The following is an 18,581-nucleotide window of genomic DNA, read 5'->3' as shown; positions in this document are numbered from 1 at the left end:
GGCTCCATTTGTTGATGAAGAATTCGGATAACAAAAATATCATCGGTTCTATATCGGTAAAAAATTGCATGCTTAGAGTGGTTATGACGCCTAACCCCAACTGCAATTTCTGTACACTCGATTCCTATCAATGGATTAGGGCTAATCACTTCTAATACATCGTGTAAGTTTTTAGTGTATTCATCTGCTTTCCTAATACCAAAATTCACGAGGGTATACTCGAATATCCCTTCAAAGTCTTTAGCCGCTAAATTAGAAAGTTTATACATTATGAGCGTTCTTCACTTTCTTAGCGATATCTTGGAGTGTTAACGACGACTCACCACTTTGCTCACCTGCATCAATTAACATCTTTAATGCTGCTGTTTGCTTTTCTTGGACCTCAAGTAAACGTAGAGCAGAGCGAACGACTTCACTTGTTGAGCCATATCTTCCTGACGAAATGAGTTGATTGACAAACTCATCCAATTGAGCCCCGATTGTTACACTTGTTGTACGAGCCATAGCACCACCTTTTGTGTTAATTATTAACACAATAATTTTAGTTAGCCTATTTGATAAAATCAAGTCAATTAGACTTATAGCATTAGGGTATACCCCAAAGCGATAACCTAAAATGCATCAATTCACTATCAATGCAATAACCTATATGCGATACTTTTAGTGTGATAACTTAAATGCGATAGATGGGTGAAAATATGTTCATACGAGCTTACCTCAGAGCCTCTTCTGAAGATCAATATGCAGATAGAGCAAAAAAGATGCTAAATGACTTTGTTGAAGAACGAGGTGGGCGAATTGCGAATTATTATCGCGAACACATCAGCGGAACAAAATTAGAACGTCCCGAACTCTCTCGTTTACTCAGTGACAGTCAACAGGGTGATATTTTGCTCGTAGAGCAAATTGACCGATTGACACGATTAAATAACGCCGATTGGTTAAAACTGAAAAAACAAATTGAGCACCATGAATTACGCATTGTGAGTCTCGATATTCCAACATCTTGGCAAGCTCTAAATAATCAAGATCTGACACAGAATGACCCTATCACTCAAGCCGTCCTTTCGGCCATTAACACCATGTTAATTGATTTGATGGCGGCCATGTCCCACAAAGATTGGATAAGCCGTCGCGAACGCCAAAAGCAAGGTATTGAACGGGCACAATCATTAGGTAAATACAAAGGAAAGCAGGCGGATCAAGAGCGCCATGATAAGGTGATTTATTATCGAAGAATCAAAGGGCTGAGTATTCGAGAAACCGCTGAAGCGACTGGCTACAGTCGTTCGCAAGTGTGCCGCATTCAGTTGAATGACAAACAGAAATCATAAAAGCAATTTATTTGATTTTCGATTAGTGATGAGGGCGTTCGCAGTACAGTGAATACTGCGAACAGGAAAGTATCACTGCAAGGAAATCAGATCTTCACGGCTTAAACCGGTACTTTCAATAATCAGTTCAAGGCTGACACCGTTTTTCAAGAGATTACGCGCCATCATAATCTGAGCTTCACGCATCCCTTCTTGGCGACCTTCTTGGCGACCTTCTTGATGGCCTTTTTCCCAACCGATTTTCTCGCCTTTATCTTGTAAACGTTGAGCAATGTTCATAATTGTATCCTTATGCTTTTCCGCCTGTTCACTCAATTGCTGGACAATATGTTCAAAGTTCGGCGAATCCAGCGCAATGAACAGGTAATTGAGGATAGTGACGATATCAATATCACTATTATACTGTTGATTCAACGCTTGCGCCAATAGCGGGATAACCTTGTCGAATTCATCCCGCAAATATTTGTGTTTCATCGCCAGCTCCATCACGGCCACTTTACGATGATTCACCAACTCATTATCATCAATCACCGTCACATCCACCAAAGGGAACGGTTGGGTATACAATTCATTGGCGATATCCGGTAACGCAAAACAATCGGTCCACAATTGGGAATACGGATAGGGTGATCGGCCACCATGATAAAACAACACCGGTACCACCAACGGTAACGTTTTATGCCCTTGTTGAAGATGCTGATTCATGGCTAAAAACGCATAATGCATCAATCGCCACGCCATCAGCTTATCCGGTGTCGATTGATGCTCTACAAGGAGGTAGATATACCCTTCGCCCTCGGTGGTTTGTACCGAGTAGAGCACATCCGATAAGCGGGAGCGTAATTGCTTATCGATAAACGAAGAATTGGTCAGCGACAAGGTACTGAAATCACACAACGCTTTGATGTGCTCCGGCAAATGTATCTCAAAAAAATCCTTGGCACTGTCGACTTGCGTCATAAAGCCTTTGAAAGCCGCATCATGCGCTGTTGGGGTCTGTTTGGGTTTCATCAATCCGCCTTTCACGTCTCATCCTAAGTCGCTAGGATACTCAAAATGACGACGCTTGTCCGATTTTTGACGTCGAGGCAACTTCGCTGGATACTTGCCGAATGCGCGCTATTTCAGACACAAGGCGATTCACGCGCAGCAACTGCATATTTTTCGCCTGTTCGGTCATGGTGCTGATGGGACTTTTCAATTCCAATAAGGATAATGCGAGGATAGCCAAATCGACCATTCTCGGCGGCGAATTTTGCTCGTAGCGGATCCACGTGCGTGTTGAAACGCCAAATGCCTCAGCCGCCAGTTGTTGGGTCCAACCTTGTCCGCGTCGCCAAAGGCGCAATTCAAATCCGGTCATCCTTCACCTTAAAATAGCATTAAGTGACATAATGTCATATTATAACGATGTAGCATCCGTAATGAAAGTCTCGAAATAAAGGAAAACATCGGTATTATGTCCATATCAAAGGAAAGCTTACTCACTTCACTGCGTAAAGGCAGTACCATCACCACCTTTTACCGAAAATCACGCAAACAGGTCGCGGAACTCACCACGCCAGTTCCGGATGGGTATTTGTTACTTTCGCCCAACAAGGCAGAAGAAAGTCTGTTAACGTATACCGAATTTGAATCGGTAAAAAGTGAGCTTATCGAAACCGAGGTTTGGCAAGAAAAGGTGGGGGGTATTGTTTTTGGTGGCAGTTGCTGGCGTTTAAAATCGTGATGACCATGACATAAACTAATTCACGTTGAGTAATGAAAAAGGAAGAGACAATGGATGAAAAAACGAGAGTGAGTATGCTGTTTGGCCTCGCGTGTCTGAATGGGCTATACACTGTTTTACTGGTGATGTTATTTTGGAATTGGTTCGTCGTACCACTCGGTGTGGTGAAGCTTTCTTTCTTTTGGGCCATGGGACTCTATCTTTTGGTCAATACACTTCTCGATGGTGTGAATCATTTTGATTTTGCCCATAAAGACGAGCCGTTAAAAGACTTTAAAGGATATCGCGGGTTGATAAAAAGAACGATGATATTGATCATAGGTTTTTTATGCAGTTTGGCTATTTAAAATGACCGCTTAACGGCGTTTACTGTCCATTGCTCCCCAAACCCCGTCTATTAATATTATTACATTGCGTATCGTCTGTAGCCCTTGATATCAAAAGGGCTACGAGAAAACGTTGGACTTTTCGATGAAATGGGCACACAACCCCTTATAGGCGGTTCTGACGTAGCTCCCCTCTATCTGAACTGGCACCAAAAGAAGATGAAAGGATAAACTGATTTCACTTTATATCTATATGAATTAAAGGTATAAATCAGCAATTACGGAACTTTTCGGTGAATTGAGCACCACTGAAGGTAAAGAGGCAAGCATTTTTCATAAAGTATGTATTTAAATTGTGTGGGGGGAGTGGTGAGTAATTATTTTAACGACAGTCCAATTGAAACACGAGAAGAAGATTTATATGGTATGACCTCTTTTTCAGAGGCTCTCGCAAAAAGTATATTAAATATTAAGGAGCCGATTGGAACAACAATTGCTTTAAATGGGCCATGGGGGTCAGGCAAAAGCAGTACAGTTAATCTTATTAGAGCAGCGCTTTCTGAAGCAAAAGATTCCCATTTGATTGTCACTGAGTTTAAATGTTGGTGGTATAGAGGAGAAGAGGCTCTGGCGCTCGCCTTTCTTCAACAATTAAACTCTGTTTTAGGCAAACAATTTGGTAACAAAACACGTAAATTAGTTAGAAAATTGGGTCGCGGCATACTCCAAGCCGGGCCTGTTATAGGCCCCGCGATTGCATTAACTCCGGTTAGTTGGTTGTCTGGGTTAGTCGGCGGCGTATTTGATGTAGCAAAGCGGTTGTTTCCAGATGAAGAGCCCCTAGAGACAATTTTTCGAGAACTGTCAAAAATACTTGAGGCAGAGAACCGACGATTCCTCGTCATAATTGATGACATGGATCGTCTATCTTCGGAAGAAGCGCTTGCTATATTTCGTCTGATTAAGTCAGTAGGACGATTGCCGAATGTGATGTACCTTGTTGTTTTTGACAGGCAACTAGCAGAACAAGCGATTAACGAAAAATATCCATCAGAAGGACCACATTTTTTAGAAAAGATAATACAGGCCGGTTTTGAGCTACCAATGCCAGTACCGACTGACTTAAACAATGCGGTACTCACTTCTATTTCTGAGATTTGCGGAACACCCAGCGAAGAGCAGATAGTGCGCTTCATGAATGTTTTCTATGATGTCGTTGCTCCATATATAACTTCGCCTCGCCACGTTAGCCGATTTCAGAATGCAATTAGTGTAACTTGGCCAGCAATTGCTGGAGAGGTAAATTTAGCTGATTTCGTTGCGCTAGAAGTTTTAAGACTTTATGAACCGACGCTATTTTCTGCGATAAAGAGAAGTAAAAACCTCGTATGTGGAACTAAAATAGAAAATAAGCATAATAACGAGCTATTTTCAATCTTCTTAAATGAAGTAAATGAGGAGCATCAAGACATCGCAAAGACTGCTCTCCAAAGACTTTTCCCTAGATTGGAAAGTGTAGGATATGGAGCTGAATGGATAAGTGAGTGGAGTTCAACAAGGCGTGTTTGTGTTCCAGCTCATTTCGATACTTATTTTAGATTAAATCTAAGTGATGAGGTGTTATCTGGTAAAACGATTGATGAATTAATAGAGAAAGCTAATGATCCTGATTATATAAAAAAAATATTCATGGATGCTGCGAATACTAGGCGCAGAACTGGACAATCAATGGTGCCAGTTTATTTCGATGAGCTTAATACACATGGAAAGCGAGTTGATAAATATAAAGTGGAACCACTTCTAAGTGCACTTTTTGAAATTCATGATGTAATTGATCTTAAAATTGATGCTGATAAAGGGTTTAGTGGGATAGCTAATACAAATCTTCGCTATCACTGGTTAATCAGAAAATTAACTCGAAATAGATTTAGTATTGAAGAACGTACGGATATGTACTTAAAGGCGACGGAGGCCGCGTCGCTCGGTTGGCTTATCGATTTTGTATCTTCTGCTCGTGAAGATTATCTGGTGCGGGAAGGTAGACAGCCTACAGAGGAAGAAGATTGTCTTGTATCTAAAAACGTATTGCCTGAACTAACAAAACGGGCACTAAATGCAATCCGTAGAGCTAGCGCTGATGGCTCACTTTTGACCCATAAGAACCTACTATATATATTATATCGTTGGGTTGATTTTATGGACGGCAATTCAGTGGAAGCTAATGCATGGACTGATTCTCTTTTGAACGATCGAAATGCTCTCCTAATACTCGTAAAAATCATGACAGGGAAATCGTGGTCTATGGGGATAGGGGGATTTGGCTCGCTTGGAGATCGAGTATCAAAACCGACAGTTATGGCATTAATTTCCAATGACTCCCCTGTGATTGATGCTAGGAGATTCCGCGCAGCCATTGAGAAAATTGCGAAGGATAAAAAATCATCAAATGATGAAATAGCATCTATCCAGACTCTTCTGTCTGCATGGGATGCATCGGGTCTTGAAGGTTAGGAAACTGCACCCTGAATAAACTGGGCGTGAGCACGCGAAGTTACAAACGTTATGAATAAGCGCAAAAATGACAAAAGAACAGGGGCGGGCTACTGTAGAGAAATGAGCTCTTCGCGGCTTAAACCGGTACTCTCAACTATAAGGTCTATAAGGTCTATAAGGTCTATAAGGTCTATAAGGTCTATAAGGTCAAGGCTAACTTTGGCTATTTTAAATGACCACTTAACGGCATTTACTGTTCCATTACTCCCCAACCCCCAATGAATGGTTCAACGATTGGAGAGTTAGCCAAGGTATTTAAACTGGGTGAAGCCACAATTTATCGGGCACTGAATATGGCTAAATATAAGCAAGGTAATATCATTCAAGAACCAGAAGGATAACCTACTGAAATATAATAATTAATAAGAATACGTGGAACTTTTCGGTGAATTGTGCGCCAATACCCCTTTATGTCTGTCAATTTTATTTAATAGAGTATAGAAATTTAGCCGCCTTTAACAAAGGAATACGCCACTAAATGAGTAAAAAGCATACTTTTAATATTTGACTAACAAATTTTTGAGTAATAAGATATTTCAGGACACAAGCACAAGGTTTTCTCAACTTATTGGGTTGTTGAAAATCAAAAAAACCACTTTAAAAAGTGGTTTTTTTTTTATTATTTCGTATTATAAACGTTGGACTAGCCAAGGTGTTAACGCAGATAACATCTATTACTTGCAATTTAGCTAATTATAGGTGAATCGCGGTGGTACAGGTGGTGCTGTATCACTTTCTTGTAATCAGCGGGAAACCTTGTGCTTGTGTCCAACGAACACATACTTTATGGCGATTCATAAGAACATAAAGGAAAAGTTCCTGCCCGAAAGCGGTCGGTAACCGTATTGGGGTAGATAAATGGAAATTCTAATTACCGCTTTAAGCTTAGTAATTGCTATTTTACAGCTAATTGTTTCATTGCTTAAATAAAAGAAACCCATTATTCAGGGAGGTGACCACCTCCCTGAATATAAACTGTCAAACTACTTGTTCTCTTTTCCCGCAATAATAGTGAAAAACTTCATCTAGATTTTTTTCTTCTAGATAGAATCGAGTATTTTCAACACCATGCAGCTTGTATTTTTTCTTATCAGAATTATTTATAGCATCCTCAAATTTTTTTATAGACCAATCTTTTTTAAAAAAATATAAAACTTGAGAAAATGTGCCTGACTCCTTCATTTTCAACACTAGATCATTTTCACTTAATCCATCATTACTCCATAAATCATAACAATTTATTTCATATTTTTTTTGTGATTCATAATTAAATAAAGGAGAGATCAAATCAATAGCTTTAGCCATTAACCAAATTGGTTCTTTAACTCCTGTATGACAAAAAGAGCATGACCACTGATATATATTTCTAATATTATTTATAGAGCATGGTAAGTTAAGACTATCAGTTTCTTCTATCTTTTTAAGAATATATGCCATTGGCATTTCTTTTGATATCACTTTATTTCCTTTCAAATCAATGGATTCTATTCTGTCAAACCCTATAATACTCTTTATCTTATCCTCTAACGACAATCTTATTTTAAAAGGTATTGAGTATGAATCGAAATCTCCAATTGATACCTGATCTATTGTTTTATACGTGTTTGGTAATAACTTAGACCTAGCATAATGAAACAAGGCACCGCCCGAAATTCTATACTGTCCATAATGTAATGAATGATTATTTAAATCTAAATTATTTAATGTTGCATATTGCTCAATGTCATGAATAAAAAAATTAATCAAGATATTATTATCCTCTGGCTCTATTTCAATCCCTAATATTTTTTTTGCTATTTTCGGGTGGTTAAGCAATTCAGTTGCTTGTTCAATAAATATTTGTATATTAACATCTATATTCATATCTTTTTTTGAAGGGAAATTTTCAATTTTTTTATTCTTTATATCATATTTGATTTTTAAGTTTTCAATATAACTTCTTAATTTAAATAAATTACTATCCATTATTTATCCTTTAAACATATTGGAGAGCATAAAAAACAGGCTTAACGTAGGATATATTCCTTTTTCCACGCAGCCCCTTATCGTGAGTTTCCGTTCCACTGAGGATCCGTTCCTTTCAAGCAATAGCCTGCATCGTCACCTAACCATTGTCCCTGTAATTGGTGTTGGCGCATCACTTCAGCAAATTGTCCTTTATCACCGAGCACCCAAAAGTTTACCGGCTCGCATTGATTTCCCTTGTCATCAAACGCCGCTTCGAGCGCGGTTTTCATCACATAAAAGGTGGGGACTGCACCGGCTATACACGTTTTGGCGGTCAGTTTTGCCCAGCGGTCGTCACTGACCACCACACTGTCCCATCCCAAATCTTTCAGCAGCTCTGTCGCGTAGGTTAAGCGAAACAAATCACTTTGCTGGGCAATATCACAACAACACGAGCGCCACAGGTATTCTAGCCGGCCTTTGAGTTTACTGGTCATCACCCGTTGTTGACCCAAATTTATCAGCCAGGCTAAATCCCCCGCTACGCAGCGATGAAAGCGCTTTTGTTTCAATGCCGTTTGCAGCCAGCGCAGTAAAAATAGGTTTTCACTGTGCGGGTTCCGTGCCGTTTTGCCGTCGTATTGGGCTAAGGCCAGGGACACTAAGGCCCCGTACGCGAGCTTTCCTAGCCAGCGATTTTTTTCGTCCACACTGACGACGTTTGTCACGTTACTCGACATGGGCCGCCTGCTGTTTAATCAACCGCTGTAACCGTTTTAAGGTATCGGTGACATCCGACTCACTGACCGTGCCACACGGTTGACCCTGCTTATCATGCCGATTTGCCCCGAGCGTTAAGGTGGTGCGGTAACGGGCGCTGTGACTCACTGAGCTCAGTGCGCGTTTCAGCTGTTTCGCAGACACGGGCAGCTGCCGCGCCTGCCTGTCTTCAAATAAATCCTCTCGTAGCCCCACCTTCATCGGTCGTAATACCCCATCCGGAAATAAATCCGGCCAATAGGTCGTCATCAGGGCAATTGCTTCACTCAGTGGCAGGTGTTTTTTCGGTTTTTTGGGTAAGACGGGCTTTTTTTCCACTGGCCGCGGCGGGGATTTTGGCGTGGGCATCGCCGGTTTTTTTTTCGGTTGAGCGGTTGCCGGTTTGCCTGATTTGGCTTTTTTCGCTCGAGGCGGCGCAGTATTCACCACCACGGTTTTATGTTTGCGTGAAACCGTCGGCGATAACGCGGTATCGGTCTCATTCGGCGGTGTCACTTTTCGTTTGAGGGTCAGTGTTTTGCGTTCCATGTTGACGATGGCCATCGAAGAAAAAGAAAGCGGTATTTTACCACAGTGAGGTCAGAGAGTCAGCCCGCAGGGCAGTAGACGGCAACGAAAAGCACAGGGATAACCCAATGGTCAGGGCCGTCGAGACCCGCGAAGCGGTTACGATGTGTTGAATACCCTTGAACCTCCCCCCGTCCTAGTTGAGCCTAATGAACATGACACCGGTATGATGGTCGGTCAGCTTCCTGGTTAAGCGCAGTGACGCGGTCAGAGGCAACGCCTCGCCGCCGCGTGTATCTGCGACTTAGCGCGGCAGAATGCCGTGCTTAGGGGAGCGTGGGCACTGGCGGTAACACCGTTTTCTGAGCGACGGCCACAAGTGGCCTGTAAGCGAAGGCATTATCGGTTTTGATTTTATCAGGCGGAGCGTGCGGGGCGATGAAATGGGCGCCGCAAACTCCTTTTTATTAAAAAAGGACGTTGAGTTCAGAAACTAACGTCGAATTTAACTTTCAATAGGCCAATTAGTTCGAAGTTAATCGATGACAAGATAAACGATTCGAAGTTAAGTGAAGATAAATTCAACAATAAGACAAATGGAGGTCAACACCGCGTGCCAATCCCTGACGTGATAGGCATTTTGCTGTGTGTTTTTTAGCCAATCCAAATTTTGAACGAACGCAACCACCGCCAGTCAAGGCGGTTATTTTTCAGGCGAATTGTTACGAGTGAGGCAGGTGTTGCAAGTAGAGCACGTAGCGTTCGTCACCGAACACCGCCGGATATTGCTGTTTCATGCGCTGTTCAAACGCCAACACAATCGCCACCGGTTGCTGAGACGTCCACTGCGTATAGCGACGCCACGCTTCACGCTCAGGGGTTTCCGGCGCTTGGGCAGCCTGCGCTAACGCTTTTTTCTCGCGCAGGGCTTTGGTGAGGTGCTGTTGCTCTTGGCGCAACATTTCATCGTCACCCACCACTAACCGTTTGATTTTCAGCAGCAACTTTTTCAACGCGTGTTTGTTCTCCAGGGACGCGACGTTCGAGCGCGCCAAGCGCATCACATGCTTCGCGTATTTCGTGCGGTAGCTTTCCCGTAAGCCCTTTTTCTCCATCCAGCGACGAAACGACAAGCTGATCTCACGCAGTGCTTTCAAGGAAAAGCCCAAGCCGTGGAAAAATTCAGGGCGGATCCAAATCCGCATCGCTTTTTGTTGCTTCGCTTCCACATCAAATTCGCGGTGGATAATAATCAGGTTGGCCGCTTCCCAATCCCGCAGGGCGTGTAAAATCGGATCATAACTTTTACGGCCACTGTCGTACTGGTGCAATTGACTGCACAACGCCGCCAACGTTTCCACCGAGCACATCACTTCAAAAATGGATTCACTTTCGGGGTTGTAGTCGGCATGGGCGATCATCGCCATGGCGAGCACGCTGAACGTTTCACGTCGCTCAGAGCGCACCGAAATGCGTTGATTACGCTCACAGCGCAGTTGATAAATATGGGGGTTACGGTTCCAATTGTGCTTTTTCAGCGCCGCCGCAAAGCGACGCACCGGCACCAATTTGGGCAGTGCACCGATAAATTTCGGTTCGTAATGTCGGTGAATTTTGGTGGAAATACAACCGTTTTCAAGGATGTGGTTCGCATCAGTCATGCCACTCCGCACTTATGTTGTACGGAAGGAGTTGAATTTTTTTGCACATAATTCTATACTCCCCGTTAGGACATCAACATTAGCCCTAACGGAATTGTTGTGAGCGCCCCCGATAATCTTCTCTTTCCGGCAAGTTAGAATCAGATTACGGGGGCTTTCCATTTCTGGGTTCGATAAATATCCTCTAGTCCCAGTCCTTTTACCACTTTCGGCGTGGCAGCCACTAAATACATCAATTGTCGGCTAATTTAGCACTCTTAGCACAATCAAGCAACGTCTTCACAAAAAAGAGACTTTTTCGCGTGAAAATTTTGCGTTGATTCACATAATCGAGGGAAATTTTCGTGATGAACATTTGCCGGTTGATTCACGAAATGGAACAATTGACAGAGAGAGACTTTAATCCCCGTATTCACGGTCTTTTTCGATAAGGATCTCCTTTTCTTGCTGTCGGAGCTGGTCACGTTGTTGCGTGGATTTGACGAACTCGGTGGCCACTTCCAGCTCATGAGCTTGGGCCTGCCGTGCTTTTTCATCCTGTTCACTCAAATCATGACGTTCCCGCGCCATTTCACGTCCGAAAGCCACGCTCTCGCCGGGGATCACCGCCGTGTTTACGGCTTCTCTTTCTTGGCGCAACGCCGCCGCTTCCTGTTCAATAGCACGTTCAGCGGCTTGCTCTTGCGGTGTTTTCAATGACAATGGGTCAAACTGCTCCTTAATGGCATCTGCCGCTGTAGTGGCGGTGTCCACGTTCTGAGTCAGCACCTGCCCGTCGGTTAAACGTGCAACGATGTGCGGGTTGGGGGGCGATGCGCTCTGAAGTTGTACCACCACCCCCACGTGTGGGTCGGCCTGCGCAGCTTGTTGTGCCGCCGCTAGGGAGTCCACTACACGCGTCTGCCCATTCTGACTGCCTTTAAACACCATCAGCTGCGCCTGATCACTGCCGAGCAATCGCCCTTTGGCTGCCAGCCCCTGCAAATGCCCCTCGTCACTGCGCAAAATGTCGTACAACATCATGCCCTGCGCTTTGCCGTGTGCATCGAACACTGGCCACGCGACGCTTGGGGTCGGGTACTTTTTAGAGGCGTAGATAAACTTGGCCTGCGCGGACGGGTCTAGGCCCATATCCCGACTGAGCGCCCGTCCCACCGCCGTCTCCGTCAGCGGCAACGCGGTTTCCCACAACTGCAAGCCGGTGCGACTGGCGCGGTCTTGTGCACTCAAGAGTAGGTCGTGCGCCGTTTTACGGGTATTTTGTCGCCCAATCCGCTGTGTCCATTTCCCCAAATCATCACTGTACACTTGCACATGGGTTTTGGTGCGCGATAACCCGACATACGCATCTCGCTGTGACGCCAAGAATTTCCGACCGTCAGTGACCCCACCGAGCAAGATGACATACGGACTGCTCGCGCCCTGCGCTTTGTGCGCCGTGCCGGCGTAGCCATAGTCAATATGCCGGTCGGCCTTATCCCCTTGCGGATCAAGCTGACGCGTTTCTTGACCGTTACTCACCCACACCTTCCCATCATCATCAAGGGCCGTGACAGTCCATTGGCTGTTCGTGACGCGCCCGCGCTCTTTGTCGGTACGCGTGAAATTGAGGGTTTCCCCGACGGAAATCGTCCGATACTCTTGCCGGTACACCGGAATATCCCGCAAGCTACTTTCAAACGCCGACAACGGGTGCGCCTTACCCGTGTCATCGATCAATTGCACAATCCCGTCCGCCTTTGCCGTTGGCGTCAATTGGAGGGTGTAATAGCGGTCGTGGATCAGCACCACCTTACCGGCGTGCTCAGCAAAGCCTTCCACTGAGTTCAGGGCGGCTTGGTGCGTTTTTTCTTGTACCCAGACGGGCACTCGCAACTCGCCGGTTAAACGCCCTTGTTGCAGCAAACCGGCATGAATTTGCGCATTAATGGCGTCCTTGTCATCGTTTTTTTGCACCACAATCAACGTTTGCGCTTGCGCCGCGGGCGTGCGCCCCAAATAATCGTCCACCGCATGCTCTATGAGATGGCTGCCCACCCCCAATACCGAGCTTGTGGGCACCGCCGCCGACGGGTCACGCGGCACGATGCTCGGTGACACGGCCGCCACCAACGATAATGCGCGGTGAGCTTCCCCGGCGATCATCGCCTCAATCGCCGGTTTCAGTTCGGGAGATTGGCGCACAATTTCTTTCATGATGGCCGTATCCATGGCACTGCGCGCTTGCAATAAGTCAAACGGTGTCCCGCTGTCCACCGACAACAACTGCGCGGTATCGCCACTGAGCACCCCTCGCCCGCCCCCTTGGGCAATGACACTGACCGCCTCACTCAAGTTTTTATTGCCAATCATCGAGCTTTCATCCACCAAAAACAGCGTGTTGCGGTAATCCAAGGTCTCACCCTGCTGTTGGCGTGACTGCGCATCCATCAAAAAGGCGTGCAGGGTTTGCGCTTTGACGCCCACTTCGCGCATCTCGCCGACCGCGCGGTGCGTGGGGGCCAACCCGATTATCTCGGGACGCTCGGCTTCCGGTAAGCTGTTGATGGCGGCCATCACGGCTTTAAACTGGGTGGTTTTCCCAACGCCTGCGTAACCTTGGATACCGATAAACTGGTCCGTGCTTTGCAATATCAAGGCGGTGGCCGCTTTTTGCCCGTCGGTCAATCCGGTCGTGAAGGCGGTCGGCAGGTCCGGCATGAATGGCGTCTGGGTGCCTTTTCCGTGCAAAACCGTGGTTAACAACTGTTTTTCCATCTCCCAAGTACTCGCCGTCACGTACCACTGTTTTCCTAGCCCCTCGTCCGTTTTGACCGGGATCACCTTGCCCGCCTGTTCAAATGCCCGAAAGGTTTTGTTGATACAGTCCTGCGTCAAACTCGGGTGCAACGGCAACGTGTTGGCCGCCACCGCCGCTTTGGCAAAAAACACCTGACTTTGCTGCGCCAGTTCAATCCCTTGATGTAACGCTTTTTCCGGCACGGACCATAACGCCTGATTCGCCCGCTCACTGGCCACTTGCACTGCCTCAGGGGTGTTCCCGTCGACCCCCACCATCGCCATCGCCTGTTGATACACCGGTGAACGGGTGAGGCGACGCGCCGTTTCGTCGGCATCCAACGGGGTAAACAGGTGTACACGATCCCCACTGCGCGCCGCCGTATTCAGGAGCGTCGGCTGCGTATCGCGAGCCGAGGCCGCGAGTAACACCGTGCCCTGATCTTGCGCCACTTTACCTGGTGCGGTCGCGTACCCGTACTCGGCTTTGAGGCCGTCACGCACATCAATACGCTGCGATTGCCCGCCGGCAGTGACGGTGATGGACCCGTCGCTGACTCGACTCACCGTGACGTTGTCACCGATAGCCAGTTTTCCGTGTTTCGACAGCAACCGTAAGGTCTCCCCGACCTGCACCGTCAGGGGCTGTGCGGTATAGGCACGCCACTGCCCATCGAGATCAGCCAGTTTCATCACCTGCGATTGCCCCTTGGCGTCCAACAGCGTCAATGAACGGGTTTGCGGCGTGATGCGGTCAAGGGTATAGCGCTCAACACGGCGTTTATCGCCATTCCAACGCTCGAACACCATCCCTTCACGGTAGCTGTCAAGCTGCTTGCGGTGATGGCTGTCGAGCCACACCGGCACCAGTTGCGTGACCGTCACCTCGGTGCCGTGCAATTGCCCCTGCTCACGCAGCTGCTGGCGCACCGCGTTGGTGAGTAGCGCTTGTTCACGGGGGCCACTCACTTGCGCAACCACCGGTTGCCCCGCGGCAGCGAGGGCGCTGTAGGCACTGGCCACCGCGGCATAGCGTTGGCGTTTATCGCCGATATGGGACAGCTCAAGATGTGGCAGTGACGCGGGATGATCCGCCTGCCCAAAGCGCGGCACCCCCGCCGCTTCCAAGGTGGCCAGCACGTTCCCCGTGCCTTTGCGCCCGCCACTGTCGAGCATCACCACTTGGGTATTGTGGGCTTTAGCCTGCTCAAGCACCGATAAGGCCGATGTCAACGACAAGGTTTCGGCGTGGGCAATGACCAACGTGCCATTGCGCGGCACCGTCACCGGTGTTTCGCTGCCTTGCCAGTGCGTTTGCGCCACGCCATCAAAGCGGCGGTCTGCCGAAAATGCCTGCGTGGCACCCTTATCCAAGGTCAAGACCGTCACCGCTCGCCCTTGGGCTTGTGCCATCGTGACGGCGTCAAGCACACCGTCACGCAGCGCTTTCCCTTGACCACGGCCATCGACAATCGCCAAGTTCGGCAAGGTATCCGCCACCTTTTCCATCGCTGGGGATAACGGCACCGAACGTGTCGCAAAGCTGACCGTGCGATTGTGCTGCTTGATGTCCCCCGCCAACTGCTGAAGTGTCAGTTCATCGGTCAAATGAATGGCGGAGGTGAACAGCCCTTTTTTCTCATCCAACGGAATGAGCTGATGCGTCTTAATGGCATGGTCAATCGCCTCGCGCACGTGCCCAATTAACCCAGGTTCGGCGGTTAATCCATTGAGCGTCTTACTGAGCACTTGGCTGTAGGTCATGCTCAGCTGCTTATCACTGAGTAACGCAATCGCCGCCGTCACCGCCTCGCGGATGTCTGGCTGAACCGACGGTGTCGCTTGCACGGTTTTTTGCTGGGCTCGCTGCTCGGCCGCCGCATAGAAGTCTCGGCGCTCATCGACCCCAAAGCCATTCTTGTCCAAGCGCGCAAACCAATCGGCCAGTAACGTACTTTTGTCGGGCGTGTGTTTCACCTGCCGCGTATCCAGCGCCGCCACATCCCGTGACTTGAGGGAGGCTTCATGCCCCACCGCCTCCACAATGTGTTGCCGACGCTGAGAAAACGGCGCCACGGGCACGCCTTCTATTTCCCATAAGCCATTTTTGCCCGTGGTGTGCGTTTTGAAGCCCAACGATTCAATTTCTTGGCGTAACGTATGACGATAAATTTGCCCCAGTGACACTTGGAGCGCATAAATCGCTTCACTAAACCCCTGTTTATGTTGCGTATCGCTCGACAAGGTGCGCCACTGCTCCCCCAGTGCCGTGGCGTTCATCACCAAGCTGTGGGTGTGCAACTGCGGGTCGTGCTCACGGGAGGTGTCATGATTAAAGGCCGCTACCACCAGATTTTGCGTCATCTCAAGGCGCGATACGCCGTTTTCCATCACCCGTGTGGAGGCCAGCGATTCGACTTCGGCGAGCGCGACACTGACCGCGCGGTTGTGCGCGTCAATCATGCGCTTATCACCGAGCACTATCCCTAACACCGAGACACTTTTGGGGGCCGAAAAGGTCAAGTCATGGCCTTCTCGGTGGGTATTTTTGCCGTTTTCAAGCCGTTCCAGACTCTGCCCGTTTGGTAAACGACCTGCTAACATCTCGGCAAGCTGGGCTTTACTGACCTCGCCTTCCAGCCCCAAGGCTTTGGCCCCCTCGCCTAACCACCGCGCCTCCATGTTGCCTAAAAAGTAGTAATTGTCTTGGTCGGTGTAATAATCCACCGCCCCGACCGCTATCGGTGCAATACTGAGCATTTACCAATTCTCCGGTTCATCATGATCATCCTCGTGAGAAGGGGATCGTTCTCGAGGGTGGGCCACAAACGCGTTTTCCAAGGCGCGTAATTTGGCGTACTGCTCGTAGGCTGAGGCTTCATCCAGCGACGACGCTGCCGAGCGTGGCGACAGGATTTCACCGGTTTCGGTGTCCACCGTGACGTTATCCAACCCCATCTCATGACCGGAATGTGCGCGCTCTGGGGATCGCCCTTGTGCCCCGCCCCCCATCGACGTTGCCGGTTTTGCGGCAGTCGCCGTCGGTGCTGCTTTGATGGCCGTTGGCTCGGTGACCGGCGGCGCCGTTGTCACCGAGGCGGTACTGACCGACGCCACCGTTTCCCCCGTCACCGCACGGTGAATGGCGTCCTGCACGGCTTCCGGCAGGCCATTGACGGCCAAGCGCGCATTCAATTCGTTGTCAATCTCCGGATCTAAACTCTCCTTGACCGCCCGTGGGGTAAATTCCGCCGCGACCGCTTTTAGGTGGGTATAGCGCATGGCCATTTTCACCACCGGGTATTTCCCTGGCAGGGTCACGTAGCAATGCAAGTCCGGCAGAGCCTGCACATCGGAGTAGTTCACCAAGTATTCATCCTCTTGTTGCTTACTGAACGACACCCCGTCCCGTACCGCTTCCTTACCGTAACTGTATTGCTCACTGAAAAACTTGGCGCGTTGCTGCCCGAGCTGGTTACGCACCCACGTCGCCACACTTTCGTCGGGGGAGCGAAAAAACAGCCGTGAGTTAATTAAATCCATCATGCTGTCGGCTTTTTCACGCCCGTAGATATCGTCCAACTGCGGCTTGTTTTGAAAGCCAAGCACAAAACAGCCGCCAAATTTTCGCGCTTCCGACAACGCTTGTTTTAACCCCGGCAGTTGATGCAAGGAGGCCAACTCATCGTAGATAAACCACACGCGCCGCTCGGGGTTCTCGCCCATCTCCAACAAGCAATTGGCGGCTTGCTCTAACCACATCGAAATCAGCGGTTTCAGTGATTCATGCTGACGGGCGTTACTGGTGATCCACAGCCAACCGTGGCGTTTTTTCGGCTCGTTGACCGTTTTCATCCACTCCCGAATCGCAAACGGGGGTTTGCCATTGCGTTCAATCCCTTGCAGATAACGCAACGCTTTGACGTAGTTGGTCAGCACCCCGCGGATTGAAATCGCCGTCTTTTCCACCTTTTCTTCCATCAGGTTGCTGGCTTCCGTTTCCGCCACATACGCCCGCAACGTTTTTAAGTCGATAGCCAGTAACGTGCGCAACAGCTTGTTGTAACTGCGTTTATCGTCCCCGCGCAGCTTATTCCCCACGGCGGTAAAGATGGTGCGCGCCGACCCTGTCCAAAAGGGGTCTTCTTTGGTACTTTGCGGGATAAGCGTATTCGCGGCGGTATCAAAATCGGGAATGGTGGGGCATTCCTGCCACAAATCCCAATTTTCACAGCGCGTGTCCAAGGGATTGAGGAGCTTGTCGTGATTTTCTTGAAAATGCTTTTTCACCAACGAACAACCTTTATCGAACACCACCACCATGTCCCCGCGCTCACGCAGTTGGATCAGCAGTTTATTGATGGCGTTGGATTTACCGGAGCCGGGCGTGCCGTGCATCACGATGTTTTTGACTTCACTGTTGAGCAGCAGGGGGAGTCCATCAAAGGTGATCGGGGAGGCTTCTCGCTGACGACGCATCTGTTTGGCCACTGCCTTCACGTCCTCGGTCAGCGCCCGCCCGCCCACCAAATCGTCATTGGCTTGACGTTTGCCGAGGCGGTATAACGTACCGTAAATAACCAGCGCCAAGACCCCGACCCACACCGTCGTCCACACCACAGACAGCCATAACTCCTGCAAGACAATGTCGCCGGCATACACCATGTACGGATCTTTCAAGATGTGCGCCGACGTAAAGTGATAAACGGTGTCGTCAAAGTGCACGTCATACAACGGGGGCACCCGATAAAGGGCTTTCTCGCCGCCGGCCGTCAATTTTAGCCACCAATAGAGTCCGCCGTTGCGGATCTCCTGCGTAGGCACTTTGAGGTAAAAAATCAGGGGCAGTATCAATAACGTTGCCAATATCAGCCAATTGGCAATCCGTTTATTGACTTGCATAAACATGCCGAGCATGTAGCTAAAGACCTGCCCACCCTGCGTAATGTGCTTGGTTGAACTCATA

General features: G+C 48.3%; 14 protein-coding genes. 4 read left to right on the top strand and 10 right to left on the bottom strand.

Going from position 1 to position 18,581, the window contains the following annotated elements:
* The coding region (locus tag ACLPIE_RS20185) for a type II toxin-antitoxin system RelE/ParE family toxin (RefSeq protein WP_430263492.1) at positions 1–269 on the bottom strand (269 nt) is incomplete at its 3' end.
* Positions 262–504 carry a type II toxin-antitoxin system ParD family antitoxin gene (locus ACLPIE_RS20180; protein ID WP_071548927.1) on the bottom strand — a complete coding sequence of 81 codons (243 nt, stop codon included), beginning with the start codon at positions 502–504 and terminating at the stop codon, positions 262–264. The genes ACLPIE_RS20185 and ACLPIE_RS20180, both read right to left, overlap by 8 nt.
* Before the next feature lie 194 nt (positions 505–698).
* Between ACLPIE_RS20180 and ACLPIE_RS20175 the strand changes: the two genes are divergently transcribed.
* Entirely contained in the window at positions 699–1,334 is a 636-nt protein-coding gene (locus ACLPIE_RS20175; protein ID WP_430263491.1) for a recombinase family protein, read from the top strand.
* Between the two features lie 72 nt (positions 1,335–1,406).
* On the opposite strand, the gene ACLPIE_RS20170 is transcribed toward ACLPIE_RS20175, so the two are convergent.
* Together ACLPIE_RS20170 and ACLPIE_RS20165 are read right to left on the bottom strand one after the other, a co-directional pair.
* Positions 1,407–2,345 carry an Rpn family recombination-promoting nuclease/putative transposase gene (locus ACLPIE_RS20170; RefSeq protein WP_430263490.1) on the bottom strand — a complete coding sequence of 313 codons (939 nt, stop codon included), beginning with the start codon at positions 2,343–2,345 and terminating at the stop codon, positions 1,407–1,409.
* A gap of 40 nt (positions 2,346–2,385) precedes the next feature.
* Entirely contained in the window at positions 2,386–2,697 is a 312-nt protein-coding gene (locus ACLPIE_RS20165) for a helix-turn-helix domain-containing protein (protein ID WP_070929067.1), read from the bottom strand.
* A 96-nt stretch (positions 2,698–2,793) separates the two neighbouring features.
* On the opposite strand from ACLPIE_RS20165, the gene ACLPIE_RS20160 reads away from it, so the two are divergent.
* The 3 genes from ACLPIE_RS20160 (at position 2,794) to ACLPIE_RS20150 (ending at position 5,900) form a co-directional block, all read left to right on the top strand.
* The gene (locus ACLPIE_RS20160; protein WP_430263489.1) at positions 2,794–3,063 is read left to right on the top strand and encodes a hypothetical protein; all 270 of its coding nucleotides are present in this window, start codon (positions 2,794–2,796) and stop codon (positions 3,061–3,063) included.
* Positions 3,064–3,113: 50 nt separating this feature from the next.
* On the top strand, positions 3,114–3,410 hold the full coding sequence (locus tag ACLPIE_RS20155; protein WP_430263488.1) for a hypothetical protein: 297 nt from the start codon (positions 3,114–3,116) through the stop codon (positions 3,408–3,410).
* Positions 3,411–3,758: 348 nt separating this feature from the next.
* The gene (locus ACLPIE_RS20150) at positions 3,759–5,900 is read left to right on the top strand and encodes a KAP family P-loop NTPase fold protein (RefSeq protein ID WP_430263487.1); all 2,142 of its coding nucleotides are present in this window, start codon (positions 3,759–3,761) and stop codon (positions 5,898–5,900) included.
* Between the two features lie 1,020 nt (positions 5,901–6,920).
* Here ACLPIE_RS20150 and ACLPIE_RS20145 read toward each other — a convergent pair.
* The 6 genes from ACLPIE_RS20145 to traD form a co-directional block, all read right to left on the bottom strand.
* Positions 6,921–7,907 carry a hypothetical protein gene (locus ACLPIE_RS20145; protein ID WP_430263486.1) on the bottom strand — a complete coding sequence of 329 codons (987 nt, stop codon included), beginning with the start codon at positions 7,905–7,907 and terminating at the stop codon, positions 6,921–6,923.
* A gap of 77 nt (positions 7,908–7,984) precedes the next feature.
* On the bottom strand, positions 7,985–8,629 hold the full coding sequence (locus tag ACLPIE_RS20140; RefSeq protein ID WP_430263485.1) for a DUF2913 family protein: 645 nt from the start codon (positions 8,627–8,629) through the stop codon (positions 7,985–7,987).
* Positions 8,619–9,197: a ProQ/FINO family protein gene (locus ACLPIE_RS20135; RefSeq protein WP_430263484.1), complete on the bottom strand. Its 579-nt coding sequence runs from the start codon at positions 9,195–9,197 to the stop codon at positions 8,619–8,621. Before ACLPIE_RS20135 ends, ACLPIE_RS20140 begins: the two co-directional genes overlap by 11 nt.
* A 701-nt stretch (positions 9,198–9,898) precedes the next feature.
* Positions 9,899–10,837 (bottom strand): RepA family replication protein, encoded by a 939-nt coding sequence (locus ACLPIE_RS20130; RefSeq protein WP_430263483.1) that lies wholly within the window; start codon positions 10,835–10,837, stop codon positions 9,899–9,901.
* Between the two features lie 399 nt (positions 10,838–11,236).
* Positions 11,237–16,375: a conjugative transfer relaxase/helicase TraI gene (gene traI / locus ACLPIE_RS20125; protein WP_430263482.1), complete on the bottom strand. Its 5,139-nt coding sequence runs from the start codon at positions 16,373–16,375 to the stop codon at positions 11,237–11,239.
* Positions 16,376–18,580, bottom strand: a complete 2,205-nt coding sequence (traD, locus tag ACLPIE_RS20120) for a type IV conjugative transfer system coupling protein TraD (protein ID WP_430263481.1) — start codon at positions 18,578–18,580, stop codon at positions 16,376–16,378.
* Position 18,581 lies beyond the last annotated feature (1 nt).

Source organism: Providencia sp. Me31A, assembly GCF_050487165.1.
In the GTDB taxonomy this organism is placed as follows: Bacteria; Pseudomonadota; Gammaproteobacteria; order Enterobacterales; family Enterobacteriaceae; genus Providencia.
Note: the sequence above shows the minus strand (reverse complement) of the source record. Positions and strands in the feature narration are given on the sequence as shown.